The sequence below is a fragment of the Bradyrhizobium sp. LjRoot220 genome, assembly GCF_964252915.1.
Taxonomy (GTDB): Bacteria; Pseudomonadota; Alphaproteobacteria; order Rhizobiales; family Xanthobacteraceae; genus Bradyrhizobium.
This window is the reverse complement of sequence record NZ_CAXUPS020000008.1, coordinates 166,647-189,279: the sequence shown is the minus strand read 5'-3', so window position 1 is coordinate 189,279 and position 22,633 is coordinate 166,647. Positions and strand designations below refer to the sequence as shown.

Here is a 22,633-nt window from a genome sequence, read left to right as displayed (position 1 = left end):
AGGCGCAGGAAGCGCCGAAGTCAGAACCGGACGAGAGCATGAATTCGCGCGTATCGTGGAGTGTAGAGGGCATCGATCCAAACGTCCGCGAAAAGGCCGAGGCGGCCGCGCGGCGCGCCGGCATGTCGTTGAACGACTGGCTCAATTCCACCATCGGCGAATCCACCCCTCCCAATTTCCGTGCGTCCTACGACGAACAGCCGGCGCTGCCGAGCCAGGAAAGCCGCGACGTCGCGGACATTCACCAGCGGCTCGATTCGATCACCCGGCAGATCGATCAGATTTCACGGCCCCCCGCGCGGAGCGACGCGCCCCGCACGGAAGCCCCCCGGGCCGAACCAACTGTCGCGCGGCAGTTGAACGACGCCATTTCGCGCCTCGATGCCCGGCTGTCGCAGATCTCAAACCACGCCCCGCGCCAGCCATCGGTGCAGGAGAAGCAGCGCCAGGCCGAGATGGTCGAGCGCGCCGCGGCGCAGGTCTATCGTCCCTCGCCGCCGCTGAGCCCGGCGTCGTTTGATTCGGCGATCGCCGAAATCATCGCGCGCCAGAACGAACTGGACGGTGTGCCGCCCCGGCAGATGCCGCCGCGCAGCCCGCCGCCGATGGCGGCAAGTGTGCCGCCGATGGCGCCGAGCGCCCCTGCCATGCATTACGCGCCGCCGATGCAGCCGCCCGCACCGGCGCCCGCACCTGCTGCGACGCCCGCCGGTCCGGATTTCTCCTCGCTGGAACGGCACCTGCTCAAGATCACGAGCCAGATCGAGGCCCTGCAACGCCCCGACAATGTCGAGCAGTCGATCGCCGCCTTCCGCACCGAGCTTGCCGATATCCGCCGCGCCATTACCGAGGCGATGCCGCGCCAGGCGATCGATTCGATCGAGAACGAAATCCGTTCGCTGTCGCGCCGCATCGACGAAACCCGCCAGAACGGCACCGACGCCCAGGTGCTGGCCAACCTCGAGCGCGCGCTCGGTGAAATCTACGACGCGCTGCGTGCGCTGAAGCCGGCCGAGCAGCTCACCGGCTATGACGATGCGATCCGCAATCTCGGCACCAAGCTCGATCTGATCCTGCGTTCAAACGACGATCCGTCGACGGTGCGCCAGCTTGAAGACGCGATCTCGGCGATGCGCGCGATCGCCTCCAACGTCGCGTCCAATGATGCGCTGGCGCGGGTTTCCGACGACCTGCACGCGCTGTCGGCCAAGGTCGATCAATTGTCCCGTGCCGGCGACAACAGCGAGTCGCTGGCCAGCCTCGAGCAGCGCATTGCCGCGCTGACCTCGTCGATCGAAACCCGCGAGCGGCCGGTCGCAAGCGACAATTCGGAATATATCGAAGGCGCGCTGCGCTCGCTGTCCGAACGCCTGGATCGCATCCCGGCCGGCGACGACAACGCTTCGGCATTCACCCATCTCGAACAGCGCGTCACGTATCTGCTGGAACGCCTGGAAACCTCCGGCGGCTCGGGCGGTTCTGGCGGCAATCTCGGGCGCGTCGAGGAAGGGCTGCAGGACATCCTGCGCCATCTCGAACACCAGCACGCGAATCTGGTCAGGCTCGCCGACAACACCAGCAGCTACAGCGCGCCGCAGCCGATGGATTCCAGCATCGTCGAAGCCGTCAAGCGCGAGTTGTCGGACATCCGCTTCAACCAGTCGGAAACCGACCGCCGCACCCAGGACTCGCTGGAGACAGTGCACAGCACGCTCGGCCATGTGGTCGATCGTCTGGCGATGATCGAAGGCGACCTGCGCGCGGTTCGCGCCGCGCCGCCGGCCGCAGCGCCTGCCCCTGCACCGTACGAAGCCCGCGAAGATGCGCCGCGCGCGGCGATGCCGCCGTCGAGCTTTGCGCCGCCGGCCTATGTCCCGCAGGCCTTTGCGCCGCAGGTCCCGCCCCCTGCAGCGCAGACCTATGCGCCGCAGTTGAAACCGGAATTGCCGAATCCCGCCGCCGCGCAGGAGCAGTTTGCCGCCGCCCCTCGCGAATTCCATGCCGCCCAGCCGGTAGCGCCGCCGGCCATGCCGCCGACGACGCCGCGCGCCATCAGCGAAATCCTCGAGCCGCACGCCGCGGCGCCGCGCACCGCGATTGTGCCGGAATTGCCGCCGGATCATCCGCTGGAGCCGGGCACGCGGCCGGCCGGACGGGCGTCATCGCCCTCCGAACGCATCGCAGCGTCGGAAAGCGTGATCAACGAAATTTCCGCGGTCGCCAAGGAGCCGGTCAGTTCGTCGAGTTTCATTGCCGCCGCGCGCCGCGCCGCACAGGCGGCGGCCGCCGCGCCCGCCAACGAGAAGGCAGCCAAGGCTGCTGCGAAGGCGGCTTCGAAGGCCACCACCAAGGTTACCGCCATCGACAAGGGCAAGACCGGCGGCAAGGAGCCATCGAACATCACCGCCAAGATCCGCCAGCTGCTGGTCGGCGCCAGCGTGGTCGTGATCGTGCTCGGCACCTTCAAGATGGCGATGACGCTGCTCGACACCGGCAGCGCGCCGCAAATGCCGCAGATGGAATCCGCCGATCCGGCGCCGACCTCGCATGCGCCGGCCGAGCACAGCGCCAAGCCGGCCATGCCGGCACCGGCCGCGCCTTCGATGATTTCGCCGGCCCCGATCGGGCGGCAATCGAACGGCGGTTCGGCGCCCAACACGCTGGACAGCGCGCAAGTCGCGATCCCGCATGCGACGATTCCTCAGGCCGCGATGCCGCCGCAAGCGGCGACGTCCATCCCGCCGCAGGCGGTCATGTCGCTGATTCATGCCAGCGACACTACCGGCGCGATCCCGGCGGTAGCTGGCTCCGGCAAGCCTGGATCGGTACAAATTCCGCCGAACGAGAAACTGCCCGATGGCATCGGCGGACCGGCGCTGCGCGCGGCTGCGCTGAAGGGCGATCCGGCCGCGGCCTATGAGGTCGGCGTGCGCTTTGCCGAGGGCAAGGGCGTTGCGGCCAATCTCGACGAAGCCGCGAAATGGTATGACCGCGCGGCGCAAGCCGGCGTGGTGCCCGCGATCTTCCGGCTCGGTACCTTCTACGAGAAGGGCATGAGCGTGAAAAAGGACGTCGACGTCGCGCGGCGTTACTATCTGCAGGCGGCCGAACGCGGCAACGCCAAGGCGATGCATAACCTCGCCGTGCTCGACGCCGATGGCGGCGGCAAGGGCGCCAATTACAAGGTCGCGTCGCAATGGTTCCGCAAGGCCGCCGACCGCGGCGTCGCCGATAGCCAGTTCAACCTCGGCATCCTCTATGCCCGCGGCATCGGGGTCGAACAGAACCTCGCCGAATCCTTCAAATGGTTCAGTCTCGCGGCAGCGCAGGGCGATGAGGATTCCGGCCGCAAGCGCGATGATATCGCCAAGCGCCTCGACGCCCAGTCGCTGGCCGCGGCCAAGCTCGCGATCCAGACCTTTACGCCAGAGCCGCAGCCCGACGCCGCCGTCAATGTCGCGGCCCCGGCCGGCGGCTGGGACCTGGCGCCGGCGCAGGCCAGCCCGGCCAAACCCGCGGCCAAGACGGCTTCGACCAAGCGGGCCGCGGCGGCGGTGCCGCTGGCATCGCCCCGATAATCCTCCCATATATAAGGTTGCGTCATCGAGCGGGGCCGGCGTGGCCTCGCTCGGCTTTGCAGTGAGGATCGATTGTCTGTTGGAGATGGTCAGGGCGGGGAAAACCGTTTCCGGAGGTCGCCGACTGGCCCTTCGGTGACGCCGCCGCGCAAGCCGATCGATCCATTTTCGTCGCCACCTTCCGCGCCACCTTCTCCTCCACCCTCGCCGTGGCCGTCTCCTCCGCAGCCGCCGCAAGCGGCCCGCAGCAAATGGCCGATCGGATCGATCGTCATCTTCGTGCTGCTGCTTGCCAGCATCGGCATTCAAGCCTGGCGCGACCTTTCGCGGCCCGATGCCTGGGATTTCTGGAAAGACCAATATGTCTCCTCGAGCCTGACCGCCACTCTGGTCCCCAAGCTCGAACTCGATGGCGCCGCGCGCGGCCACCGTGCCCTGTTCATCAAGGGCGAGATCGGCCCCGCGGCCGCAAGATGGTTCCGCGAACGGCTGGACGAAGCGCAGCTTGTCGCAGGCGACGCGATCCTGATGTCCTCGCCCGGCGGCGATTTGAATCAGGCCGCGATCATGGGCGAGATCATTCGCTCGCGCGGCCTGGTGACGGCGGTCGGCACCGCCGATGCCGCGGGCCGCGTCAAACCTTCTTATTGCGCCAGTGCCTGCGTGCTGGTCTATGCCGGCGGCAACACCCGCTTCGGCGTGCCGGGCTCTGGCCTCGGCGTGCACCGGTTTACCACCACAAAGACGATCGATGATCCGCTCGCCGAAGCCCAGAAGATCTCCGGCGCGGTGCTGGGCTACATGACCAAAATGGGGGTTTCATCGTCGCTCGTGCAGGCGATGTCCGAGACCAAGGAGATCCGCTGGCTTGCGCCCAAGGAAGCGCTGGCAATGAACCTCGTCACCGACCCGATCGCAAAGCGCTGAACCCAAAGGTCCATTTGAAGGGCCTCACAGTTACTGTCGTCCCGGCTCAAGGCCGGGACGACGAACCTATACACCATGGCGCGCGACACCCGAGAAAATGCGGCAAAAAATTGCCTTCCGGCGCATTCTTTAGTCCCTCCTGCCACTGATCTGGGTTATGCAAAGAAGCGGCACCCGGTCCGCGCGCGCTGCGCTTTGCGCGCCAATCGGATTCCACTGCCGGCAAATGCTCGAAACCATGCCCTGAGCGGTCCTCCGGTCAGCGGCAGACAGCAAGAAGCAGACGCGCGTGCAGCTCTACCTTCCGATCGCCGACATTCCGGTCAATGTTTTCCTCATCCTGGCGATGGGCGCGGCGGTTGGTTTCGTCTCCGGCATGTTCGGCATCGGCGGCGGCTTCCTGATGACGCCGCTGTTGATCTTTGTCGGCATTGCGCCCGCGGTCGCGGTCGCCTCGGTCGCCAGCCACATCGCCGCCTCGTCATTCTCCGGCGCGATATCCTATTGGAGGCGACGATCCATCGATCCCACTTTGGCCGCCGTATTGTTGACCGGCGGCACCGTCGGCACGGCGCTCGGGGTCTGGACGTTTACGATGCTGCGCTCGCTCGGCCAGCTCGATCTGCTGATCGCGACATCCTACGTGATCCTGCTGACCACGGTCGGCGGGCTGATGTTCTGGGAAGGCTTGCGCGCGCTGCTGCGGGCCCGGCGCGGCGGTGCGGCCGCCGTGCGCCGCCCCGGCAGCCATGGCTGGATTCACGGCCTGCCGCTCAAGATGCGTTTCAAGCGCTCCAAGATCTATCTGTCCGTGATCCCCGTGGTCGTGATCGGCCTGATCATCGGCTTCATCGGCGCCGTGATGGGCATCGGCGGCGGCTTCATTCTGGTGCCGCTGATGATCTATGTGCTGCGGGTGCCGACGTCGACCGTGGTCGGCACCTCGATGATACTGACGCTGGTGACCATGGTGTTCGCCACCATGCTGCATGCGGTGACCAATCATCTGGTCGACGCCGTGCTGGCGCTGATCCTGATGATCGGCGGCGTGACCGGCGCCCAGTTCGGCGCCCGCGCCGGTCAGAAGATCCGCGGCGAACATCTGCGGCTGCTGCTCGGGCTTCTGGTGCTCGCCGTCGGCATCCGCTTTGCCGTCGAACTGGTGATCCGGCCGGCCGATCTGTTCACGATCCGCGAAACGGGAGGCGGCGGATGATCGCACGCGTCGCGCTCATTTTGGCAGGTCTCGTGTTGGGCGCCGAACTCGGCATTTCGCCGGCATACGCCGAACGGCTGATCGTGTCGGTGTCGAACCACCGCGTCACGGTGACGCCGAATTATTCCGGCGAAGAACTGGTGCTGTTCGGCTCGGTCGAAAAGGACGCCCAGACGCCGGCCGGACGCAACAGTTACGATCTGGTGGTGACCGTCAGCGGCCCGCGCGCCGACATGGTGACACGGCGCAAGGAGCGCAAATTCGGTATCTGGATCAATACCGACTCCCGGCAATTTCTCCAGGTGCCAACTTATCTGGCGCTGTTTTCCAACCGCCCGTTCGACGCCATCGCTTCGCCCGAAGTGCAGCGCCGGCAGCAACTCGGCCTCAACAACGTGCTGCTGACCCAGCGCGTCGGTCCTGACTACGCCGACGTCGTGCCCAACGATCCGTTCCGCAGCGCGTTCGTGCGGCTGCGTACCCAGCTTGGGCTTTATCGCGAGGCGCAATCGGCGGTGACGTTCCTGACGCCGACGCTGTTCCGCACCGGGATCCCGCTGCCGGGCGAAGTGCCGATCGGCACCTATGACGTCGAGATCAAGCTGTTCGCCGACGGCGCGCTGGTGACGCGCACCGAAACCGCGTTCGAGATCGTCAAGGTCGGCTTCGAGCAGTTCGTCGCCAACGCCGCCCGCAATAATGGTTTTGCCTATGGGCTGGTCACCGCCTTCATGGCGCTGATGACGGGCTGGATGGCGTCGATCGTGTTCAGGAAGGATTAGACACGGGCTCGTAGAGTGGGCAAAGCGAAGCGTGCCCACCATTCACAATTGCAGTGCGGATAGATGGTGGGCACATCGCAAGAGCGCCTTTGCCCACCCTACAGAAAAAACCCCACCCCCATCGCCAGCACGCTGAGCAGCATCGCCGCGGTGGAGAGCCATCCGAGCCAATACAGCGGTCCGTTGATGACGTAACGGCCCATGACGTCCTTGCGGTGCGCCATGAACATCAAGAGCACCATCACGGGAACGGCGAGCACGCCGTTGATGACAGCGCTCCAGTACAGCGCCGAGATCGGATTGATCGGGGTGAAGTTGAGCGCGATGCCGATCGCCGCCGACAGCGCCAAGACCGGGTAGAACGCGGCCGCCTGCTTCGGCTTGCGGGCCAGCCCGACCGGCCATCGTCGCGCTTCACCGACGGCGTAGGCGGCAGCGCCGGCCAGCACGGGCACCGCCAGCAGTCCGGTGCCGACGATGCCGAGCGCGAAGATCGCCTCCGCGAGGGGCCCGGCGATCGGCCGCAACGCCTCAGCCGCCTGGGCCGAGGACTGGATGTTGCTCTCGCCTGCGGCGTTGAGCATCGCCGCCGTGGTCACGATGATCGACAACGCGATCAAGTTGGAGAACGCCATGCCGATAATGGTATCGGCGCGGATCCGATTGAACTCCCTTTGCGCGCCGTAATGTTTTTCGATCAGCGGCTGCTTGCGGGCGTCGACGCGCTGGTCTTCGGCTTCCTGCGAGGCCTGCCAGAAGAACAGATAGGGCGAGATCGTGGTGCCGAGGATCGCGACGATGGTGGTGAAGTAATCGGCGCTCCAGCTGATCTTCGGAATCAACACGCCGGCGAGCGCCTCGCCCCACGACACCTTTGCAAAGGCAAGCGCCGCAACATAGGCGAACAGGCTGAGCGTCAGCCATTTCAGCACCGCGACGTAGCGCTTGTAGTCGAGAAAGATCTGCGCTGCGACCGACACGCCGCCAAACAGCACGACATAGACGATGCCGTGCCCGCCGATCAGGAGCTTCGTCGCATCCGCCATGGCGCCGAGATCGGCGGCGATGTTAATGGTGTTGGCGATGAACAACAGCGTCACCACGACGTTGAGCAACGCGGGCGAATAGTGCCGGCATACATTGCCGGAAATGCCATGCCCGGTGACACGGCCGACCCGCGCGGAGATTTCCTGGATCGCCGCCATCAGCGGGAAGGTCAGCAGCATGGTCCAGCCGATGCCGTAGCCGAGCTGGGCGCCGGCCTGGCTGTAGGTGCCGATCCCCGACGGATCGTCATCGGAGGCGCCGGTGATCAGGCCGGGGCCGAGCGCTTTCGCGGCAACGCGGAGGCGAAACGGCTGATGCGCTTTGGCCCTGGATGCCGGCTTGCCGGTACCGGCATCCTTGTGCGCGCGGCGCTTTGAACTCGACTTGTTGCGATGTGCCATACCCGGGTCCAGCCGGGCGACAACGAACCCGGGTAGGATTTGGTTCCGGAGGCAGAACCAGCCTTATGCAGAGCGAGAAGGCTCGATCACGGTCGCAACACCCGGCTCCAGTATCCGCAGCCGCGACCCAAAGCCCAGCGTGTCGAAGGTGGCGCGCAGATCGTTCGCGCTCTGGCGGAAATGCGCCCATCCCTCGGTATGCACCGGCACGATCACCGCATCCGGAAACGCGCGCGCGGTCTCGATCGTGTCGTTGGTATCCATCGTGATGTGAAAGGGCCCGCGGGTTTGAGCCGCGCCCGCGAACGGCAGCACCACGCCCGCCTTGAAGCGCTTCGCGACTTCGGCAACGCCGTCATACCAGACCGTATCGCCGCTGATATAGATCGGGCGGCTGCCGGGCTTGCTTGACGCCACCACGAAGCCAATGACATCGCCCGACAACGGCTCGATCCCGGCCGGACCGTGACGCGCAGGTGTCGCGGTGACCGTTAGCGAACGGCCGTTGCTGCCGGTCAATTCGGTGACCTCCCAGGGCGCAAAGCCTTCCGCCTTGCCGCCGAGTCGCTTCGCGCCGGCTTCCGTCGTCAGCACGCGTTTCGCTTTGTTGAGAAACGCACGGCCGGAGTGATCGAGATTGTCGGAGTGCTGGTCGTGGCTGAGCAGTACCGCGTCGACTTCGCCGATCGTGTCCGCGGTCACCGCGGGGCCGACCAGTTTTTCAAGCTTCACATGCGGCAGTTGATAAGCGCCGGGCGCATCGAAGGTCGGATCGGTGAGCAGCCGAAAGCCGTCGATCTCAATCAGTGCGGTCGGGCCGCCAATCAGGGTGATGGATATGGTCATGACGTACTCCTTTGCAAAGCGGACCGGCCAAAGAAGCGGGACGGGTCACCAGATAGATTCCGAGCGCGACCGGAATAATCCCGAGCAGGTCGCGAAATTCGAGGTGCTCGCCGAGCACCAGGAACGCGAACAGCATGCCGAGCGGCGGCATCAGGAAGTGATAGGAGCTGGCAGCGGTGGCGCCGCAGACCTTCAGCAAGTGAAACCACAGCAGATAAGCCAGGATCGATCCGCCCAGCACCAGGAAGGCGAACGCCGCGACCAGCCGCGCACTGGGCACGATGTCGCTGACATCAGATAACGTAAAGGCAAAGGGCAACAGCGCCAGGCCGCCGGCGATGTTCTGCACGCCGTTGCCGACCCACAGGCTGCCTTTGGGCGCCAGCACCTTGAACAGGATGGTGCCGACCACGATCGAGCCGAGCGACGCCAGCGTATAGACGATGCCATCCACACTGTCCGACCCAACCGACATGCGATGCCAGACGATGAGGCCGACGCCGGCGATGCCGAGCAAGAGGCCCATCACTTTGCGCCAGGTCAGCGCCTCGCCAAGAAATATCGCAGCGGCCACCGCGGTGAACACCGGATTGGCGCTGACGATCAGCCCGCCGAGGCCGGCGGATACTGTCTGCAATCCGGTGTAACCGAGGCCGAGATAGAGCGCGTTGTTGGCGACGCCGAGCACGGCAAACACCGCGGCATCGCGCCAGGTCAGCTGCCATCCCTCGTTGCGCACCGCGGAGATGCCGAGGATCAGGACGCCCGCGAGCGAGAACCGCGCGGTGAGCAGGAGCAGCGGCGGACAATCGGTGACGCCGACCTTGCCGGCGACAAAGGCAAAGCTCCAGAGCAGGCAGAACAGCGTGATATAGAGCGGCAGCGGATTGAAGCCGGCGCGGGGTACCGCGGCCGAAGGGGCGAGCGACATGGAAAGTCTCCTTGCCCCCATGATGTAGGCCCGCGCCTTGATATTTAGAAATTAAATGATAGACTGATCGTCAGTGGATTCGTGAATACAAGGTGTTGAGGATCAAGCCATGGCCATGCTCGATCTGGAACTGTTGCGCAGCTTCGTCTCGGTGGTGGATTCCGGCGGCTTCACCCGCGCCGGCGAACGCGTCCACCGCACCCAGTCGACCGTCAGCCAGCAGATCAAGCGGCTGGAAGAGGACATCGGCCAGCCGCTGCTGAACCGCAACGGCAAAGACGTCACGCCGACCGAGGCCGGCGAGCGGCTGCTGTCTTATGCGCGGCGGCTGCTATCGCTGGCGGAAGAGGCCCGCGACGTGATGGCCCGCCCCGGCAGCGAAGGCGCAATCCGGCTCGGCGTGCCCGAGGATTTCGCCGCCTATCGGCTGGCGAAATTGCTGGCGGCGTTTTCACGCTCGCATCCGGGATTGCGGATGGACGTCCGCTCCGACCAAAGCACGTATCTCAAACGCGACCTCGAGCGCGGCGAACTCGATCTGGCGCTGTTCAAACGCGCCGCCGGCGAAAAAACCGGCATCGCGGTGTGGCCCGAACGCGTGCACTGGGTCACCAGCAAGAGCCGGCCGCGCGATACCACCACGGGCTCGGTGCCGCTGATCGGTTTCCCCACTGGATGTCTTTATCGCGCGCGCGCCATTCACGCGCTGGAAAGCGCCGGCCGTCCCTGGCACATGGCCTATACGTCTTCCAGCCTCTCCGGCATCCAGGCCGCGGTCGCCGCCGGCATGGGGCTGAGCATCCTGTCCGAGATGGCGATCCAGGCCGACCACCGCGTGCTCACAGCGAAAGACGGCTTTGCGCCGATCGATCACACCGAAGTGGCGCTGGTCGCCGCACCGGATGCCAGCCCGGCAACGTTACGGCTGGCCGATCGGCTGGCGGAATTTTGCAACACGGTGCAGGCAAAGGCGGCGTAGTTTTCTTCACCCCTCCTCGCATCGCCAATGCGAGCGCAGCGAGGCAATCCATCACGCCGCTCGTTGAGGCTTTGCGGTTTGCCGGGAAGTGACCCGCTTTGCCCGTGCATGCCTGGAAAGCCGGGGTCTTAACCCCGGCTTTCGCTGGTTCGTCGGGATCAGTTTACCTTCATCTTGCCGGCGCTATCGAAGTCGCCGGCAGGGTTGTATCCGGAGTCCTGCAGGTTCTTGATGTACACCCGCTGAGAGGGAGCACCGGCCGGCGCAGAACCGCCAGCAATGGAAGCGTTGGCGTCGAGGTAGTTGCGGCGCGGCGTTCCTCTGACTGGAGCGCCAGCCACCCTGGCTGCGGCACGCGCATTGTACGTTCTGTCTACAGAACTCACCGTGCTCGCGCCCGCTGCGCCGGGCTGCTCCATCTTGCTGGCGGGGGTTGCCGCGCCTTTGTTCAGGGCATCGCGATCTGGATACATCGCGCACTCCGTGCACTGTGCGAACGTCGGGGATGTCAGAGCGACCGAGATCAAGGACGCGGCAACGAGCGTTTTGTAGATCATGGTATTTCCTCCATGGTTGAGCGAGATTCAGCTCGCCTTGATTTGTAACTGGCTTGCTGTCTCGGAACGGACAAGCCTGCTCTCCCGCTTGGGTCTTATGCGTTTTTCGCGGCTGTCGATTGGACCTCGTCGACGCCTTCGTTATGCGGAGACAACAGGCAGCAAACTCCATATTTAGCCGCCGATAGCTCGATGCCAATCAACGCCGTTCAACAATGACTCACCAAATAGTGAAATGGCGTTGACTTACGATTTCAATTCCAGCGACGCGACCGGTCACAAACGCTGATGCGCGTTCGCCTGCTGAAATCACGAACGTGTCAATCATACTTTACGAAAAGGTGAGTTGGCTCGCATCGAGGACGAGCTATGCTCGCTTTTGAGAATCCGCACGAGCAATTTGCCGCGTCTCGCAGTTCGCCTCACAGGGAACGAGAGGCGGTCACAGAGCGACCGGCGGCAGCTTCGTGGCGATTTCAAGAGCAGCGCGACGCCGCGATGGTGTGCAGCCTGACATCGCCGAGCACATGCGCCATGAAGCTGGGCGTCCGAAATATTTTTGCAAACGCCTCGTCCCGAATGCTCAACCCGCCGGTATAGGCGCCAAACGCCGGCATTACGGCGCGCTCGCCGTCGCAGGCAAAACAACGCCGCTCCATGGCGCGGCCACGGGTGGTGACGCGCGCCTTGGGATGCAGATGGCCGGCGATTTCGCCTGACGCGCCGGTCGGCTCATGACGGAAAATGATGTTGCCGATTGCAACGTCACTGGCGACGACACCGCCGAGGTCGGACGGCAAGGCCGGATCGTGGTTGCCCGCGATCCAGATCCAGTCGCGCCGCGCCTGCATCGCAGAAAGCGCCTCGCGGTCGGACACAGACAGCCGCTCATGCGCATCGCGGTCGTGAAAACTGTCGCCGAGCGCGATCACGATGCGCGGGTCGTGCCGCGCGATCACGGCGGCAAGCCGGCACAGCGTCGCCACCGTGTCATAGGGCGGCAACAGCACACCGCGTGCGGCGAAGCTGGAGCCTTTTTCAAGATGCAGGTCGGAGACGACCAGCAGGCGCTGTTCCTGCCAGAACAGTGCACCGGACAGATCGGCGAGGAGAGAAACGCCCGCCACATCCAGAACGCCGTTCGCGACGACGGCACGCACGACATTCTCCGTCATGGCCACACCAAGAAAGACGCGGATGCCCGGGACAAGCCCGGGCATGACGATGTTGATAGAGCCGTCCGTAACGATTCCATTCTAAGACGTCGCTTCCTTGACCAGTTCGTCGGCGGCTTCCGCCAGCAACTCGTCGGCCGCTTCGCCATAAACCGACTCGCGGCCGATTTCCAGCATCACCGGCACCGCCAGCGGCGAAACACGGTCGAGTTCCCGATGGATGATTCGCCCCTGGATGCGGGACAGCATATCACCGAGCCGCTTGAGGTCGAGCAGCCCGCTGGCGGCGTCCGCGCGCGCCGCACGCAGCAGCACGTGGTCGGCCTGGTGCTTGCGCAGCACGTCGTAGATTAAATCGGTCGAGAACAGCACCTGGCGGCGGGATTTTTCCTCGCCGGTGAATCGCCGCGCGATCAGGCCTGATATCACCGCACAGGTGCGGAAGGTGCGCTTCATCAGCGCGGATTCGGCCAGCCACGCCTCGAGGTCGTCGCCCAGCATGTCCGGATCGAACAGCGCGTTGAGGTCGAGCTTGCCGTGGCGGATCATGAACGACATGTCGCCGAGCCCCCACACTGCCACCGCGTATTCATTGGCGACGAAACCGAGCGGCCGCACCCGTGCACGTTCCATCCGCCGCGTCAGCAGCATGCCGAGTGTCTGATGCGCCAGCCGCCCCTCGAAGGGATAGCAGATCAGGTAATGCTTGTTGCCGCGAGGAAACGTTTCGACAAGCAACTCGCGCACCGCCGGCACGCGCGAGAAATGCTTCTGCAGCGACAGCCAGTCGCGCACCTGATCCGGCAGCGCGTTCCAGGCCCTGTTGTCGTCGAGCAATTTACGCACGCGTTCGGCCAGATAGGTCGATAATGGAAACTTGCCGCCCATATAGGACGGCACCTTGGCATCCGCGTCGTTAGCGCGCGAGACGTAAACCTGATCTTCGGCAAGCGCCTCGTAGCGCACCACCTCGCCGCCGAACACAAAGGTGTCGCCGGCCACCAGTCCCTCGATGAAGTATTCCTCGATCTCGCCGAGCATCCGCCCGCCGCGTCCAAGCGCGCCGGTCGACCCCGCACCACCGCCGCGCGAGCGCACCAGCCGGACCTTGAGCATCGGCTCTTCGACGATGGTGCCGACGTTGAGGCGATAGCTTTGCCGCACGCGGGGATTGGTGACGCGCCAGCGGCCAGCCTTATCCTTCTTGATGCGCGCAAAACGCTCATAGGTTTTCAGGGCATAGCCGCCGGTCGCGACGAAATCGACGACGTCGTCAAAATCGGTTCGCGTCAAGCCGGAGTAAGGTGCCGATGTCAGCACCTCCTCATAGAGCTCATCGGAAAGAAACGGTTCACCGCAGGCGCAGCCCAGTACGTGCTGCGCCAGCACGTCGAGCGCGCCGGTCCGTAACGGCGGGGTATCCTGGGCATTCTCCGCGATCGCATCGATCGCAACCGCGCATTCCAGCACCTCGAAGCGGTTGGCCGGCACCAGCACGGCGCGCGAGGGTTCGTCGAGCCGGTGGTTGGCGCGACCGATCCGTTGCATCAGCCGCGAGGAACCTTTTGGCGCACCGACATTGATGACGAGATCGATGTCGCCCCAATCGATACCGAGATCGAGCGAGGAGGTGCAGACCACGCCGCGCAGTTTGCCGGCCGCCATCGCGTCCTCGACCTTGCGGCGTTGCGCGACGTCGAGCGAGCCATGATGCAGCGCGATCGCCAGCCCATCGTCGTTCATGCGCCAGAAATCCTGGAACAGCATTTCGGCCTGGCTGCGGGTGTTGACGAACACCAGTGTCGTTTTGTTGCGCTTGATCAGCTCATACATTTCGCCAAGCGCATGGCGCGCGCTGTGTCCCGCCCACGGCAGACGCTCCCTGGTGTCGAGCATCTCGACCACGGGCGCGGCGGCACCGCCGGCGACGACGATGTCGGCGGCTTCTATTTTGCGGTCGCGCTGCGGCACCAGGAAGCGCGCCAGCGATTCCGGCTCGGCGACCGTCGCCGACAATCCGATGCCGCGCATCTCGGGCACCAGACGCCACAGCCGCGCGAGGCCGAGCGACAACAGATCGCCGCGCTTGGAGGTAACCAGCGCGTGCAATTCATCGAGCACGATCCGCTTCAGTGAGCCGAACAAAAACGGCGCGTCGTCGGATGACAACAACAGCGCCAATTGCTCGGGCGTGGTCAGCAGGATGTCCGGCGGATAACGCCGCTGCCGCTGCCGGCGCGACACCGGCGTGTCGCCGGTGCGGGTCTCGACCTTGATCGGAAGCCCCATCTCGGCGATCGGCGTCTCCAGATTGCGCGCGATATCGACCGCCAGCGCCTTCAGGGGCGAAATATAGAGGGTGTGCAGGCCGCCGGTGCGCTTGACGCTGCGGCCGGTGGAGATGACGGCTTTCTTTGCGCCCTCCCCGGCGACCGGTAGCGGAGAAGACAGCTCCACCAGTGTCGGCAGAAACCCCGCCAGCGTCTTGCCGGCGCCGGTCGGTGCGATCAGCAGCGCCGAGCGGTCTTCCCTCGCCTTCGCCAGCAGTTCCAGCTGATGCTCGCGCGGCGACCAGCCGCGCGACGCGAACCATTGAAGGAAGCGGTCAGGCAGCAGCGCGGCCGGCTCGGCCGATATGGCTGAAGAGGTCAGGGGCGGCACAAACCAAGAACTAAGCCGTTCCGCCCGCTACGTCGAGAGGTATCAACCTCGCCCGGCTTGCAGCGAGAGGCACAAATCCATCCGAGTCGTCATGGCCGGGCGTAGCCGTCCAAGGGACGGCGTCGCTTCCGCTCGCCTGTGCCCGGCCATCCACACCTTTCTTGTTTCATGCCACCAAGAACGTGGATGCCCGGGACATCTAGCGCCAAGACGCGCTTCGCGCTTTAGCCCGGGCATGACGAGTTGAGAGTGGCGGAAAAACGCCGCCTACTCCGTCACCGGCTTGTCGGAGATATCCCAGTCCTTGCCGTTGAACTGCGAGATGAAGAGCGTCTTCATCGGCGTGTAGTCCTCCGGCGTGTAGCTGAAATTGACGCCGTCGAGGAAATACGGCGAGTGGAAGCCGGCCAGCGTCGTCGCCTGTTTCAGCACATTCGCCCGGGTGAGATCATCGCCGCAGCGGCGCAGGATTTCCGCCATCGACGCCACCTGGCCGTAGCCGGCGAAGGCGATGGTGTTGTCAGGATCGACATTGGGCAGGTATTTCTTGCGCAGCGCCTCGAACGCCATCACGTCGGGATCCTTCTCGAAACGCGGCACGCCGACTTCCTTGGCGTAGCGGATGGCGACGATGCCGGTGGCGTTTTCCAGACCCGCGGCCGTGAGGATCGAACGTCCGGTCGAGCCCGCCGAGAGCAATTGCAGCGGCTTCCAGCCAAGCTCGACGACCTTGCGGATCGACTGCGACGACGCCTTGCCCGTCGAGATGTTGTAGAAAACGTCGGCGCCCGACTTCGAGAGATTGATCAGCTGCGAATCGATCGTCGGCTCGGTCAGATCATAGGTCTGCTCCATGATCACCTTGGCGGTGCCGCCGGCATCCGCCAGCACCTTCTTGAACGGCCCAAGGAAGTCGCGGCCGAAATCGTCGTTCTGGTAGAGAATGCCGATCTTGGCGTTCGGCTTGGTAGCGACGACGTATTTGGCGAGAATGCGCGCTTCGGTCGGGTACAGCGGCAGGCCCGCCATGGTCCATTTGAAGTTCTTCGGATCGTTCCATTTCGACGCGCCGGTATTGAGCAACAGCTGCGGCACGCCCTTGGTGTTGAGATATTTGTGCACGGCGGTCTGCGGCGCGGTGCCGAGCGAGCCGAACAGCGCCAGCACTTCCTCCTGCTCGACCAGCCGCCGCGTCGCTTCCACGCATTTCGGTGCGCTATAGGCGTCGTCCATGGTGAGGAATTTCACCTTGCGGCCGTTGATGCCGCCTTTTTCGTTCAGCATCTGGAAATAGGCTTCGCCGACGCGCCCGAGCACGCCGTAGAGCGAGCCAGGGCCGGAATGCGGCACGGTTTGTCCGAGCTTGATCTCGGTATCGGTCGCGCCCGGATCGTATTTTTTCTCGGCGGCCCAGACGAACGGCGCGGGCATGGCAGCGGCGGCGATACCGGCAAGCGCGGTGGCGCCGAATTGGCGCCGGGTCGGTTGATTTTTCATTGTTGTTTCTCCCTTGGTTGTTGTCTGAAGCCTGAATGCAGTGGTCTGTCATTCAGTTCGTGCGGATCGAAATTGGCTTCGACCTGCGCTGCGCCGGTATTTCCGGCAACACTTACTCGTCTCGGCCTGCCGGTTGGAGGTGAGATTCCGGCGGCACATTTCCTTCCACAAGTGCCAGAACTTCGTCGAATGCCGAATGGACATGCTTTTGCACCAGAGCCGCCGCCCGGGTTTCGTCCCTGTCCGCAATGGCGACGACGAACTCATGATGGTCAGCCAGTGACCGGCGGCGAATGGCTGACGACGAAAAGTACTTCCGCCGCCACTGAAAGCTCATGAGGAACAATGGCGTGAGCGTTCGAACGATGATGGCATTCTGGCTGGCCGCCGCCATTGCCAGATGAAATTCGACGTCTTCATCGGCGACATTGAGGTCGGCCTGTACCCGGCTGGAGTAATTGGCGACCAGTTCGCGCAACCTGTCGAGATCTGCATCGGTCCTGCGCGCGCATGCGAGGCTAATCGCGTGGGTTTCAAATATGACGCGGGCCTCGCTGACATCGCGCATGGTGCGCTCGTCAAACGGCAAATCCAGATTGGCCTGAACGACCAGGGAATCAAGCCCGCTGTCTTCGAGCGCGTTGCGCAGGAAAATGCCGGACTTCGGCCGGCGCTCCGTCAGCCGTAGTGCATCAAGGACCGCCAACGCTTCGCGCACCGAGCTGCGGGTGACGCCAAAGCGATCCGACAGTTCGCGTTCCGACGGCAGCCGGTCGCCCTTCTGCAATCGGTGATGGCGAATGAACTCGATCGTCCGCTTGATCGCCCTCGATCCTTCGCCTGCTTGCAGGGATGCTGACATCTGATCCTACCAATCTGGTAGGTCCAGATTGGTATATTCCCTTGGGTTTGTCCATACCCGCGCCACGCGCGCATGTTCCGTGGCCGAACCATTCGGGCGGTCAGCCCTTGGCTGCGACCGCTACCAAGCCCGGAACCGGGATGCTGTCCTCGGTGCGCGCCGAGCGCGCTTCGAGGAACGGCAATGTGAGGCCGGCTGCTTCCACCGCTTCGCGCACATGGGCCGCGGCGTGGGCGTAGCGCAGTCCGTCACCGAGAATGACGCCTTCGCCGGCATGCGTCTCGGTCGTGAAGGCGAGCAGGCCACCGGCAGCCAGCACGCGGCTTGATTCCACCAGTACGGCCGCGAGATCGGCGACATAGATCATCACGTCGGCGCCAAGGATGAGATCGGCGCTGGCATCAGGCCTGGCGCGCAGGCCTTGCACCATGTCGGCGACTTCAAGTTCCGCATAAAGGCCGGTCACGCGGGCCTTCTCGATCATGCGCGGCGACAGATCGATGCCGATGAAATGATCGACCTCTTTGGAGAAGGCCGAAACGGCGAGCCCGGTGCCACAGCCGAGATCGATCGCGCGCCTGAAGAAGGCGGGCTTGCGCTCGGCCGCACGTACCGACAGCACCGCCCCAAACAGCAGTTCCGGGCCGCGATAACCGAGATCGTCCACCAGTGCCGATTCGAACCGCCGCGCGTATTGATCGAACAGCACCTGCACATAGCCTTGCGGCATCGCGGCCAATGGTTCGGCGCCAAGCCGCATCAGCCGCAGGCTGGCGCCATGACGATCATCGGGATCGCCGGCCCAGGCCATGCGAAACGCCGTGACCGCTTCATCGCGTTCACCGAGCGCTTCGCGGATGTCGCCGAGCGAGAACCAGGCCGTGACGAAATTCGGCGCCAAATCCGTTGCCTGCAGCAGCAGGTCGGCAGCGCCGGGCAGATCGCCCTTCACTTGCAGGTCGCGTGCAAAATCATATCGGCGATCGGCCATCAGATCGCCGGAGGTCAGGAATATTCGCGTGGGCATGGGCTCGATGGGGCGGGTAAAATCGCAGCAATACGCCCTATATAACGAAGATGCGTCCGCAAGACATCCTGCTGCCAGCTCCCGCCGGTTTGTGCTGCAAGCCGGGCGGCTTCCACATCGATCCGGTTCGATCCGTCGAGCGCGCCGTGATCACCCATGGCCATTCCGACCACGCCCGTCCCGGCCATGGCGCTGTTCTGGCGACGCAGGAGACGCTCGACATGATGCTGCTGCGCTATGGCGATAATTTCGCCGGCTCAACGCAGGCGATCAGCTATGGCGAGGAACTCAGGCTCGGCGATGTCACCGTCAAATTCCATCCCGCCGGTCATGTGCTGGGCTCGGCGCAAATTGCCGTCACCTGCAAGGACACCTGCATCGTGGCGTCAGGCGACTACAAGGACGCCAGCGATCCTACCTGCGCGCCGTTCGAAGTGGTGCCTTGCGACGTCTTCATCACCGAGGCGACGTTCGGCCTGCCGGTGTTTCGCCATGGCAACGCGGCGGATGAGGTGAAGAAGCTGCTGGCCTCGGTGGCGCTGTTTCCGGAGCGCGCGCATCTGGTCGGTGCCTATTCGCTCGGCAAGGCGCAGCGCGTGATCGCGCTGCTGCGCGAAGCCGGCTACGACGCGCCGGTCTACCTGCACGGCGCGATGGAAGAGATCACGCATTACTACCAGAGCCGCGGCGTTGCGCTCGGCGAGCTGCGCGACGTCAAGGACATGAAGAAGGCCGACCTCGCCGGCACCATCACGCTGGCGCCGCCATCAGCCACATCTGACATCTGGACGCGGCGCTTCCCCGATCCGGTCACCGCGTTCGCCTCGGGCTGGATGCGGGTGCGCGCCCGCGCCCGCCAGCGCGGCATCGAGTTGCCGCTGGTGATTTCCGACCACGCCGACTGGGACGGACTGACCGCGACCATCGAAGCCACCGGCGCCGGTGAAATCTGGGTTACACACGGCCAGGAAGACGCGCTGGTGCATTGGTGTAAGACAAAAGGCCTCGCCGCCCAGCCGCTCGATCTGGTCGGTTACGGCGATGAAGACGAACACGAGCCGCCGCCCGCCCAAGGGGCCGAGGCATGAACCGCTTCGCCGAACTGTTGGATCGCCTCGCCTATGAGCCCGGCCGCAACAACAAGCTGCGGCTGATCACGGCGTATTTTCGCGAAACGCCCGATCCCGATCGCGGTTATGCCTTGGCGGCGCTGACCGGCGCGCTGTCGTTCAAGCACGCCAAGCCCGGCCTGATCCGCGACCTGATCACCGAGCGCGCCGATCCCGTGCTGTTCGGATTGTCCTATGATTATGTCGGCGATCTCTCCGAGACGGTGGCGCTGATGTGGCCGCGCGCTCCATCCCACGTACAGTCTGCTCCCCTCCCCCCGCGAAGCGGCGGGGAGGGGTCGGGGGTGGGGGGTCTATCCGCTCGTACCGCTCGCAGCGAGTCCGTTGAACCACCCCCCACCCCCGACCTCGAGAGCGAGCTTCGCTCGCCTCGGACCCCGCCACGCGCGATGCGCGTGGAGGGAGGGGAGAAGACGATCGGCCACAACAACCCCCCTCCCCCAACCCTGTCCGAAGTCGTCACCACGCTACGCACCCTCGGCAAGACCGAGCTTCCAAACCAACTGGCGCGCTGGCTCGATGAACTCGATGAGACCGGCCGCTGGGCGCTCCTAAAACTCGTCACCGGCGCGATGCGGATCGGGATTTCGGCGCGGCTCGCCAAAACCGCCGCGGCCAACCTCGGCGGCAAGGACGCCCACGATGTCGAGCTGATCTGGCCGGGATTAAGCCCGCCCTATCTGGACCTGTTCGCCTGGCTGGAAGGCCGCAGCGACAAGCCCCTCAATCGCGATCCGACGCCGTTCCGCCCGGTCATGCTGGCGCATGCGATCGAGGATGTGGATTTCGCCAGTCTCGATCCGGCCGACTACATCGCGGAATGGAAATGGGACGGCATCCGCGTGCAGGCCGTGAGCGGCCGCGACGAACGCGGCAACATTCAGGCGCGGCTCTATTCGCGCACCGGGGAAGACATCACCGGGAGTTTTCCGGACCTGGTGCCGTCGCTGCACCTGCCCGGCGCCATCGACGGCGAGTTGCTGGTGCTGCGCGAGGGGCGTGTGCAGACGTTCAACGTGCTGCAACAGCGCCTCAACCGAAAAGTCGTCTCGCCCAAACTGATGAAGGAGTATCCGATCCATCTGCGCGCCTACGACCTGCTCGGCGATGACGAGAACGATCTGCGCGAACTGCCGTTCGTCGAGCGCCGCGCGCGGCTGGAAGCTTTTGTCAAAAAACTCGACGATGTCAGGATTGATATATCGCCGACGGTGGCGTTTGACAGTTGGGCGGCGCTGACGGCGGCACGCGCCGATCCTGCCAGCGCCGGTGCAGGCGAGGATGCCGAGGCCGTCGAGGGCGTGATGCTGAAGCGCCGCGATGCCACCTATCTGCCGGGCCGGCCAAGAGGGCAATGGTGGAAGTGGAAGCGCGACCCGCATTTGATCGACGCCGTGCTGATGTATGCGCAGCGCGGCCACGGCAAGCGCTCGTCCTATTATTCGGACTACACCTTTGGGGTCTGGACCTCGGGCGAGGATGGCGAACAGCTGGTGCCGGTCGGCAAGGCCTATTTCGGCTTCACCGACGAGGAGCTGCTGCAGATCGACCGTTTCGTCCGCCGCAACACCACCGAAAAATTCGGCCCGGTGCGCCACGTCGTGCACGAGCCCGATCAGGGGCTGGTGCTGGAAGTCGCCTTCGAGGGTCTGGCGCGCTCGCCGCGACACAAATCCGGCGTCGCGATGCGGTTCCCGCGCATCAGCCGGCTGCGCTGGGACAAGCCGCCGCGCGAGGCCGACCGGCTGGAGACTCTGGAGCGGATGCTGAAGAGCGAGGCCAGCATTACCGGGCCTTAATCCGGCGGCCCATTGACGCGCCAATATGGGTTCCCCATCTGCTCACCGCTGTACTAGAGTCTATTTTTCGACGTGTTTTCTTCACGCGAACCGGTATCCACTTCGCCGCTTAAAAACGCTACAATACGCGGGCGTGCCCCGCAGGAGAGCTGAGATGCCGAACGACGTCAGGGATTTGCCGGCCAGAAATGACGGCTTGAACCGCTTTCTCGGCGGATCGCCGCTGGCGGTCGCGTTCCGGCTGGTGCTGCTCTCCGTTCTGGTTGGCGTGGTACTCGCCGCGATCGGATTCGATCCCTGGAATATCCTGCAAAGTGTCCGGATGCTGTTCCAGCGGCTTTGGGACCTCGGCTTTGACGCCGTCAACTGGCTGTGGCGTTACTTCCTGCTCGGCGCCGTGATCGTGATCCCGATCTGGCTGCTGTCGCGGCTGTTCGGCACCAAGCGCTGAGGCGAAATCTCGTCAACAAGGACCGCGGCCGATGCAACTGCAATTTATCGGCTGCGGCGACGCGCTCGGCTCTGGTGGCCGCGCCAACACGTGCTTCCACGTCACCGGCGCCAGCGTCAATTTCCTGATCGATTGCGGCGCCTCGTCGCTGCCGGCGCTGAAGCGGCTCGGTGTCGCGCGTGACGGCATCGACCTGATCCTGATCACGCATTTCCACGGCGACCATTTTGGCGGGCTGCCATTCTTCCTGCTTGATGCGCAGTTCACACGGCGCACGCGCCCGCTCGTGATCGCCGGGCCGCAGGGAATCGAAACCCGGCTGACGCAGTTGATGGAGGCGATGTTCGAGCATTCCTCAAAGACCAAGCCGCGCTTCGAACTCTCCGTCATCGCGCTCAATCCCGAGGAATGCCGGACTTTTGGTGAGATCAAGGTGACGCCCTATCCCGTCGTGCACGGCGGATCCGGCGGACCGTTCCTGGCCTACCGGATCGAAGCCGAGGGCCGGATCATATGTTACAGCGCCGACACCGAATGGACGGAGACGCTGATCCCGGCAGCCCGCGAGGCCGATCTGTTCATTGCCGAGGCCTACTATTACGACAAGATCGTCAAGAACCATCTCAGCCTGAAAACGCTGGAAGCGCATCTGCCCGAGATCAACGCCAAGCGGCTGATCCTGACGCATATGAGCGACGACATGCTGGGGCGGCTCGACTCCTTATCCTACAGCACGGCGAGCGACGGCCTGGTGGCCGAGCTGTAAG

Annotated in this window: 18 protein-coding genes; 9 read left to right on the top strand and 9 right to left on the bottom strand. The window is 64.5% G+C overall.

The window, feature by feature from the left end:
* Positions 1-38 precede the first annotated feature (38 nt).
* From ACSQ84_RS28540 to ACSQ84_RS28525, 4 genes are all read left to right on the top strand, one after another.
* Positions 39-3,578, top strand: a complete 3,540-nt coding sequence (locus tag ACSQ84_RS28540; RefSeq protein ID WP_436215057.1) for a hypothetical protein — start codon at positions 39-41, stop codon at positions 3,576-3,578.
* A 72-nt stretch (positions 3,579-3,650) separates the two neighbouring features.
* The gene (locus ACSQ84_RS28535; RefSeq protein ID WP_436215056.1) at positions 3,651-4,505 is read left to right on the top strand and encodes a hypothetical protein; all 855 of its coding nucleotides are present in this window, start codon (positions 3,651-3,653) and stop codon (positions 4,503-4,505) included.
* Positions 4,506-4,794: 289 nt separating this feature from the next.
* Positions 4,795-5,721 (top strand): sulfite exporter TauE/SafE family protein, encoded by a 927-nt coding sequence (locus tag ACSQ84_RS28530; RefSeq protein ID WP_436215055.1) that lies wholly within the window; start codon positions 4,795-4,797, stop codon positions 5,719-5,721.
* Entirely contained in the window at positions 5,718-6,503 is a 786-nt protein-coding gene (locus ACSQ84_RS28525) for a TIGR02186 family protein (protein ID WP_436215054.1), read from the top strand. Before ACSQ84_RS28530 ends, ACSQ84_RS28525 begins: the two co-directional genes overlap by 4 nt.
* Before the next feature lie 98 nt (positions 6,504-6,601).
* Here the strand turns inward: ACSQ84_RS28525 and ACSQ84_RS28520 are convergent, their stop codons facing one another.
* From ACSQ84_RS28520 to ACSQ84_RS28510, 3 genes are all read right to left on the bottom strand, one after another.
* Positions 6,602-7,951 (bottom strand): NRAMP family divalent metal transporter, encoded by a 1,350-nt coding sequence (locus ACSQ84_RS28520; protein WP_436215053.1) that lies wholly within the window; start codon positions 7,949-7,951, stop codon positions 6,602-6,604.
* A gap of 63 nt (positions 7,952-8,014) precedes the next feature.
* The gene (locus ACSQ84_RS28515; protein WP_436215052.1) at positions 8,015-8,797 is read right to left on the bottom strand and encodes an MBL fold metallo-hydrolase; all 783 of its coding nucleotides are present in this window, start codon (positions 8,795-8,797) and stop codon (positions 8,015-8,017) included.
* Complete coding sequence (locus ACSQ84_RS28510) at positions 8,751-9,728, bottom strand: DMT family transporter (RefSeq protein WP_436215051.1); 978 nt, start codon at positions 9,726-9,728, stop codon at positions 8,751-8,753. The genes ACSQ84_RS28515 and ACSQ84_RS28510 overlap by 47 nt, the downstream gene beginning before the upstream one ends.
* 115 nt (positions 9,729-9,843) lie before the next feature.
* Here ACSQ84_RS28510 and ACSQ84_RS28505 point away from each other — a divergent pair, with 115 nt between their 5' ends.
* The gene (locus ACSQ84_RS28505; protein ID WP_436215157.1) at positions 9,844-10,707 is read left to right on the top strand and encodes a LysR substrate-binding domain-containing protein; all 864 of its coding nucleotides are present in this window, start codon (positions 9,844-9,846) and stop codon (positions 10,705-10,707) included.
* A 158-nt stretch (positions 10,708-10,865) separates the two neighbouring features.
* Here ACSQ84_RS28505 and ACSQ84_RS28500 read toward each other — a convergent pair whose 3' ends face one another.
* The 6 genes from ACSQ84_RS28500 to ACSQ84_RS28475 form a co-directional block, all read right to left on the bottom strand.
* The gene (locus ACSQ84_RS28500) at positions 10,866-11,264 is read right to left on the bottom strand and encodes a hypothetical protein (RefSeq protein ID WP_436215050.1); all 399 of its coding nucleotides are present in this window, start codon (positions 11,262-11,264) and stop codon (positions 10,866-10,868) included.
* A 476-nt stretch (positions 11,265-11,740) separates the two neighbouring features.
* On the bottom strand, positions 11,741-12,439 hold the full coding sequence (gene pdeM, locus ACSQ84_RS28495) for a ligase-associated DNA damage response endonuclease PdeM (RefSeq protein WP_436215049.1): 699 nt from the start codon (positions 12,437-12,439) through the stop codon (positions 11,741-11,743).
* A gap of 81 nt (positions 12,440-12,520) precedes the next feature.
* A complete protein-coding gene (locus tag ACSQ84_RS28490) occupies positions 12,521-15,100 on the bottom strand; it encodes a ligase-associated DNA damage response DEXH box helicase (RefSeq protein ID WP_436215048.1) in 2,580 nt (859 codons plus the stop codon).
* 267 nt (positions 15,101-15,367) lie between these two features.
* A complete protein-coding gene (locus tag ACSQ84_RS28485) occupies positions 15,368-16,597 on the bottom strand; it encodes an ABC transporter substrate-binding protein (protein ID WP_436215047.1) in 1,230 nt (409 codons plus the stop codon).
* Positions 16,598-16,709: 112 nt separating this feature from the next.
* Positions 16,710-17,459, bottom strand: a complete 750-nt coding sequence (locus tag ACSQ84_RS28480) for a FadR/GntR family transcriptional regulator (protein WP_436215046.1) — start codon at positions 17,457-17,459, stop codon at positions 16,710-16,712.
* A gap of 100 nt (positions 17,460-17,559) precedes the next feature.
* Positions 17,560-18,486 carry a methyltransferase domain-containing protein gene (locus tag ACSQ84_RS28475; RefSeq protein ID WP_436215045.1) on the bottom strand — a complete coding sequence of 309 codons (927 nt, stop codon included), beginning with the start codon at positions 18,484-18,486 and terminating at the stop codon, positions 17,560-17,562.
* Positions 18,487-18,536: 50 nt separating this feature from the next.
* On the opposite strand from ACSQ84_RS28475, the gene ACSQ84_RS28470 reads away from it, so the two are divergent.
* The 4 genes from ACSQ84_RS28470 (at position 18,537) to ACSQ84_RS28455 (ending at position 22,632) form a co-directional block, all read left to right on the top strand.
* The gene (locus tag ACSQ84_RS28470; protein WP_436215044.1) at positions 18,537-19,574 is read left to right on the top strand and encodes a ligase-associated DNA damage response exonuclease; all 1,038 of its coding nucleotides are present in this window, start codon (positions 18,537-18,539) and stop codon (positions 19,572-19,574) included.
* Positions 19,571-21,415: an ATP-dependent DNA ligase gene (locus tag ACSQ84_RS28465; protein ID WP_436215043.1), complete on the top strand. Its 1,845-nt coding sequence runs from the start codon at positions 19,571-19,573 to the stop codon at positions 21,413-21,415. The genes ACSQ84_RS28470 and ACSQ84_RS28465 overlap by 4 nt, the downstream gene beginning before the upstream one ends.
* Before the next feature lie 154 nt (positions 21,416-21,569).
* Positions 21,570-21,866: a DUF6460 domain-containing protein gene (locus tag ACSQ84_RS28460; RefSeq protein ID WP_436215042.1), complete on the top strand. Its 297-nt coding sequence runs from the start codon at positions 21,570-21,572 to the stop codon at positions 21,864-21,866.
* Between the two features lie 31 nt (positions 21,867-21,897).
* The gene (locus ACSQ84_RS28455) at positions 21,898-22,632 is read left to right on the top strand and encodes an MBL fold metallo-hydrolase (protein WP_436215041.1); all 735 of its coding nucleotides are present in this window, start codon (positions 21,898-21,900) and stop codon (positions 22,630-22,632) included.
* The last annotated feature ends 1 nt before the right edge of the window (position 22,633 follow it).

Coding starts and splice junctions, on each gene's coding strand:
- ACSQ84_RS28540 (WP_436215057.1), top strand. CDS start 39: ATGAATTCGCGCGTATCGTGGAGTGTAGAGGGCATCGATCCAAACGTC.
- ACSQ84_RS28500 (WP_436215050.1), bottom strand. CDS start 11,264: ATGATCTACAAAACGCTCGTTGCCGCGTCCTTGATCTCGGTCGCTCTG.
- ACSQ84_RS28455 (WP_436215041.1), top strand. CDS start 21,898: ATGCAACTGCAATTTATCGGCTGCGGCGACGCGCTCGGCTCTGGTGGC.
- ACSQ84_RS28520 (WP_436215053.1), bottom strand. CDS start 7,951: ATGGCACATCGCAACAAGTCGAGTTCAAAGCGCCGCGCGCACAAGGAT.
- ACSQ84_RS28460 (WP_436215042.1), top strand. CDS start 21,570: ATGCCGAACGACGTCAGGGATTTGCCGGCCAGAAATGACGGCTTGAAC.
- ACSQ84_RS28480 (WP_436215046.1), bottom strand. CDS start 17,459: ATGTCAGCATCCCTGCAAGCAGGCGAAGGATCGAGGGCGATCAAGCGG.
- ACSQ84_RS28475 (WP_436215045.1), bottom strand. CDS start 18,486: ATGCCCACGCGAATATTCCTGACCTCCGGCGATCTGATGGCCGATCGC.
- ACSQ84_RS28515 (WP_436215052.1), bottom strand. CDS start 8,797: ATGACCATATCCATCACCCTGATTGGCGGCCCGACCGCACTGATTGAG.
- pdeM (WP_436215049.1), bottom strand. CDS start 12,439: ATGACGGAGAATGTCGTGCGTGCCGTCGTCGCGAACGGCGTTCTGGAT.
- ACSQ84_RS28525 (WP_436215054.1), top strand. CDS start 5,718: ATGATCGCACGCGTCGCGCTCATTTTGGCAGGTCTCGTGTTGGGCGCC.
- ACSQ84_RS28470 (WP_436215044.1), top strand. CDS start 18,537: ATGCGTCCGCAAGACATCCTGCTGCCAGCTCCCGCCGGTTTGTGCTGC.
- ACSQ84_RS28485 (WP_436215047.1), bottom strand. CDS start 16,597: ATGAAAAATCAACCGACCCGGCGCCAATTCGGCGCCACCGCGCTTGCC.
- ACSQ84_RS28505 (WP_436215157.1), top strand. CDS start 9,844: ATGCTCGATCTGGAACTGTTGCGCAGCTTCGTCTCGGTGGTGGATTCC.
- ACSQ84_RS28510 (WP_436215051.1), bottom strand. CDS start 9,728: ATGTCGCTCGCCCCTTCGGCCGCGGTACCCCGCGCCGGCTTCAATCCG.
- ACSQ84_RS28465 (WP_436215043.1), top strand. CDS start 19,571: ATGAACCGCTTCGCCGAACTGTTGGATCGCCTCGCCTATGAGCCCGGC.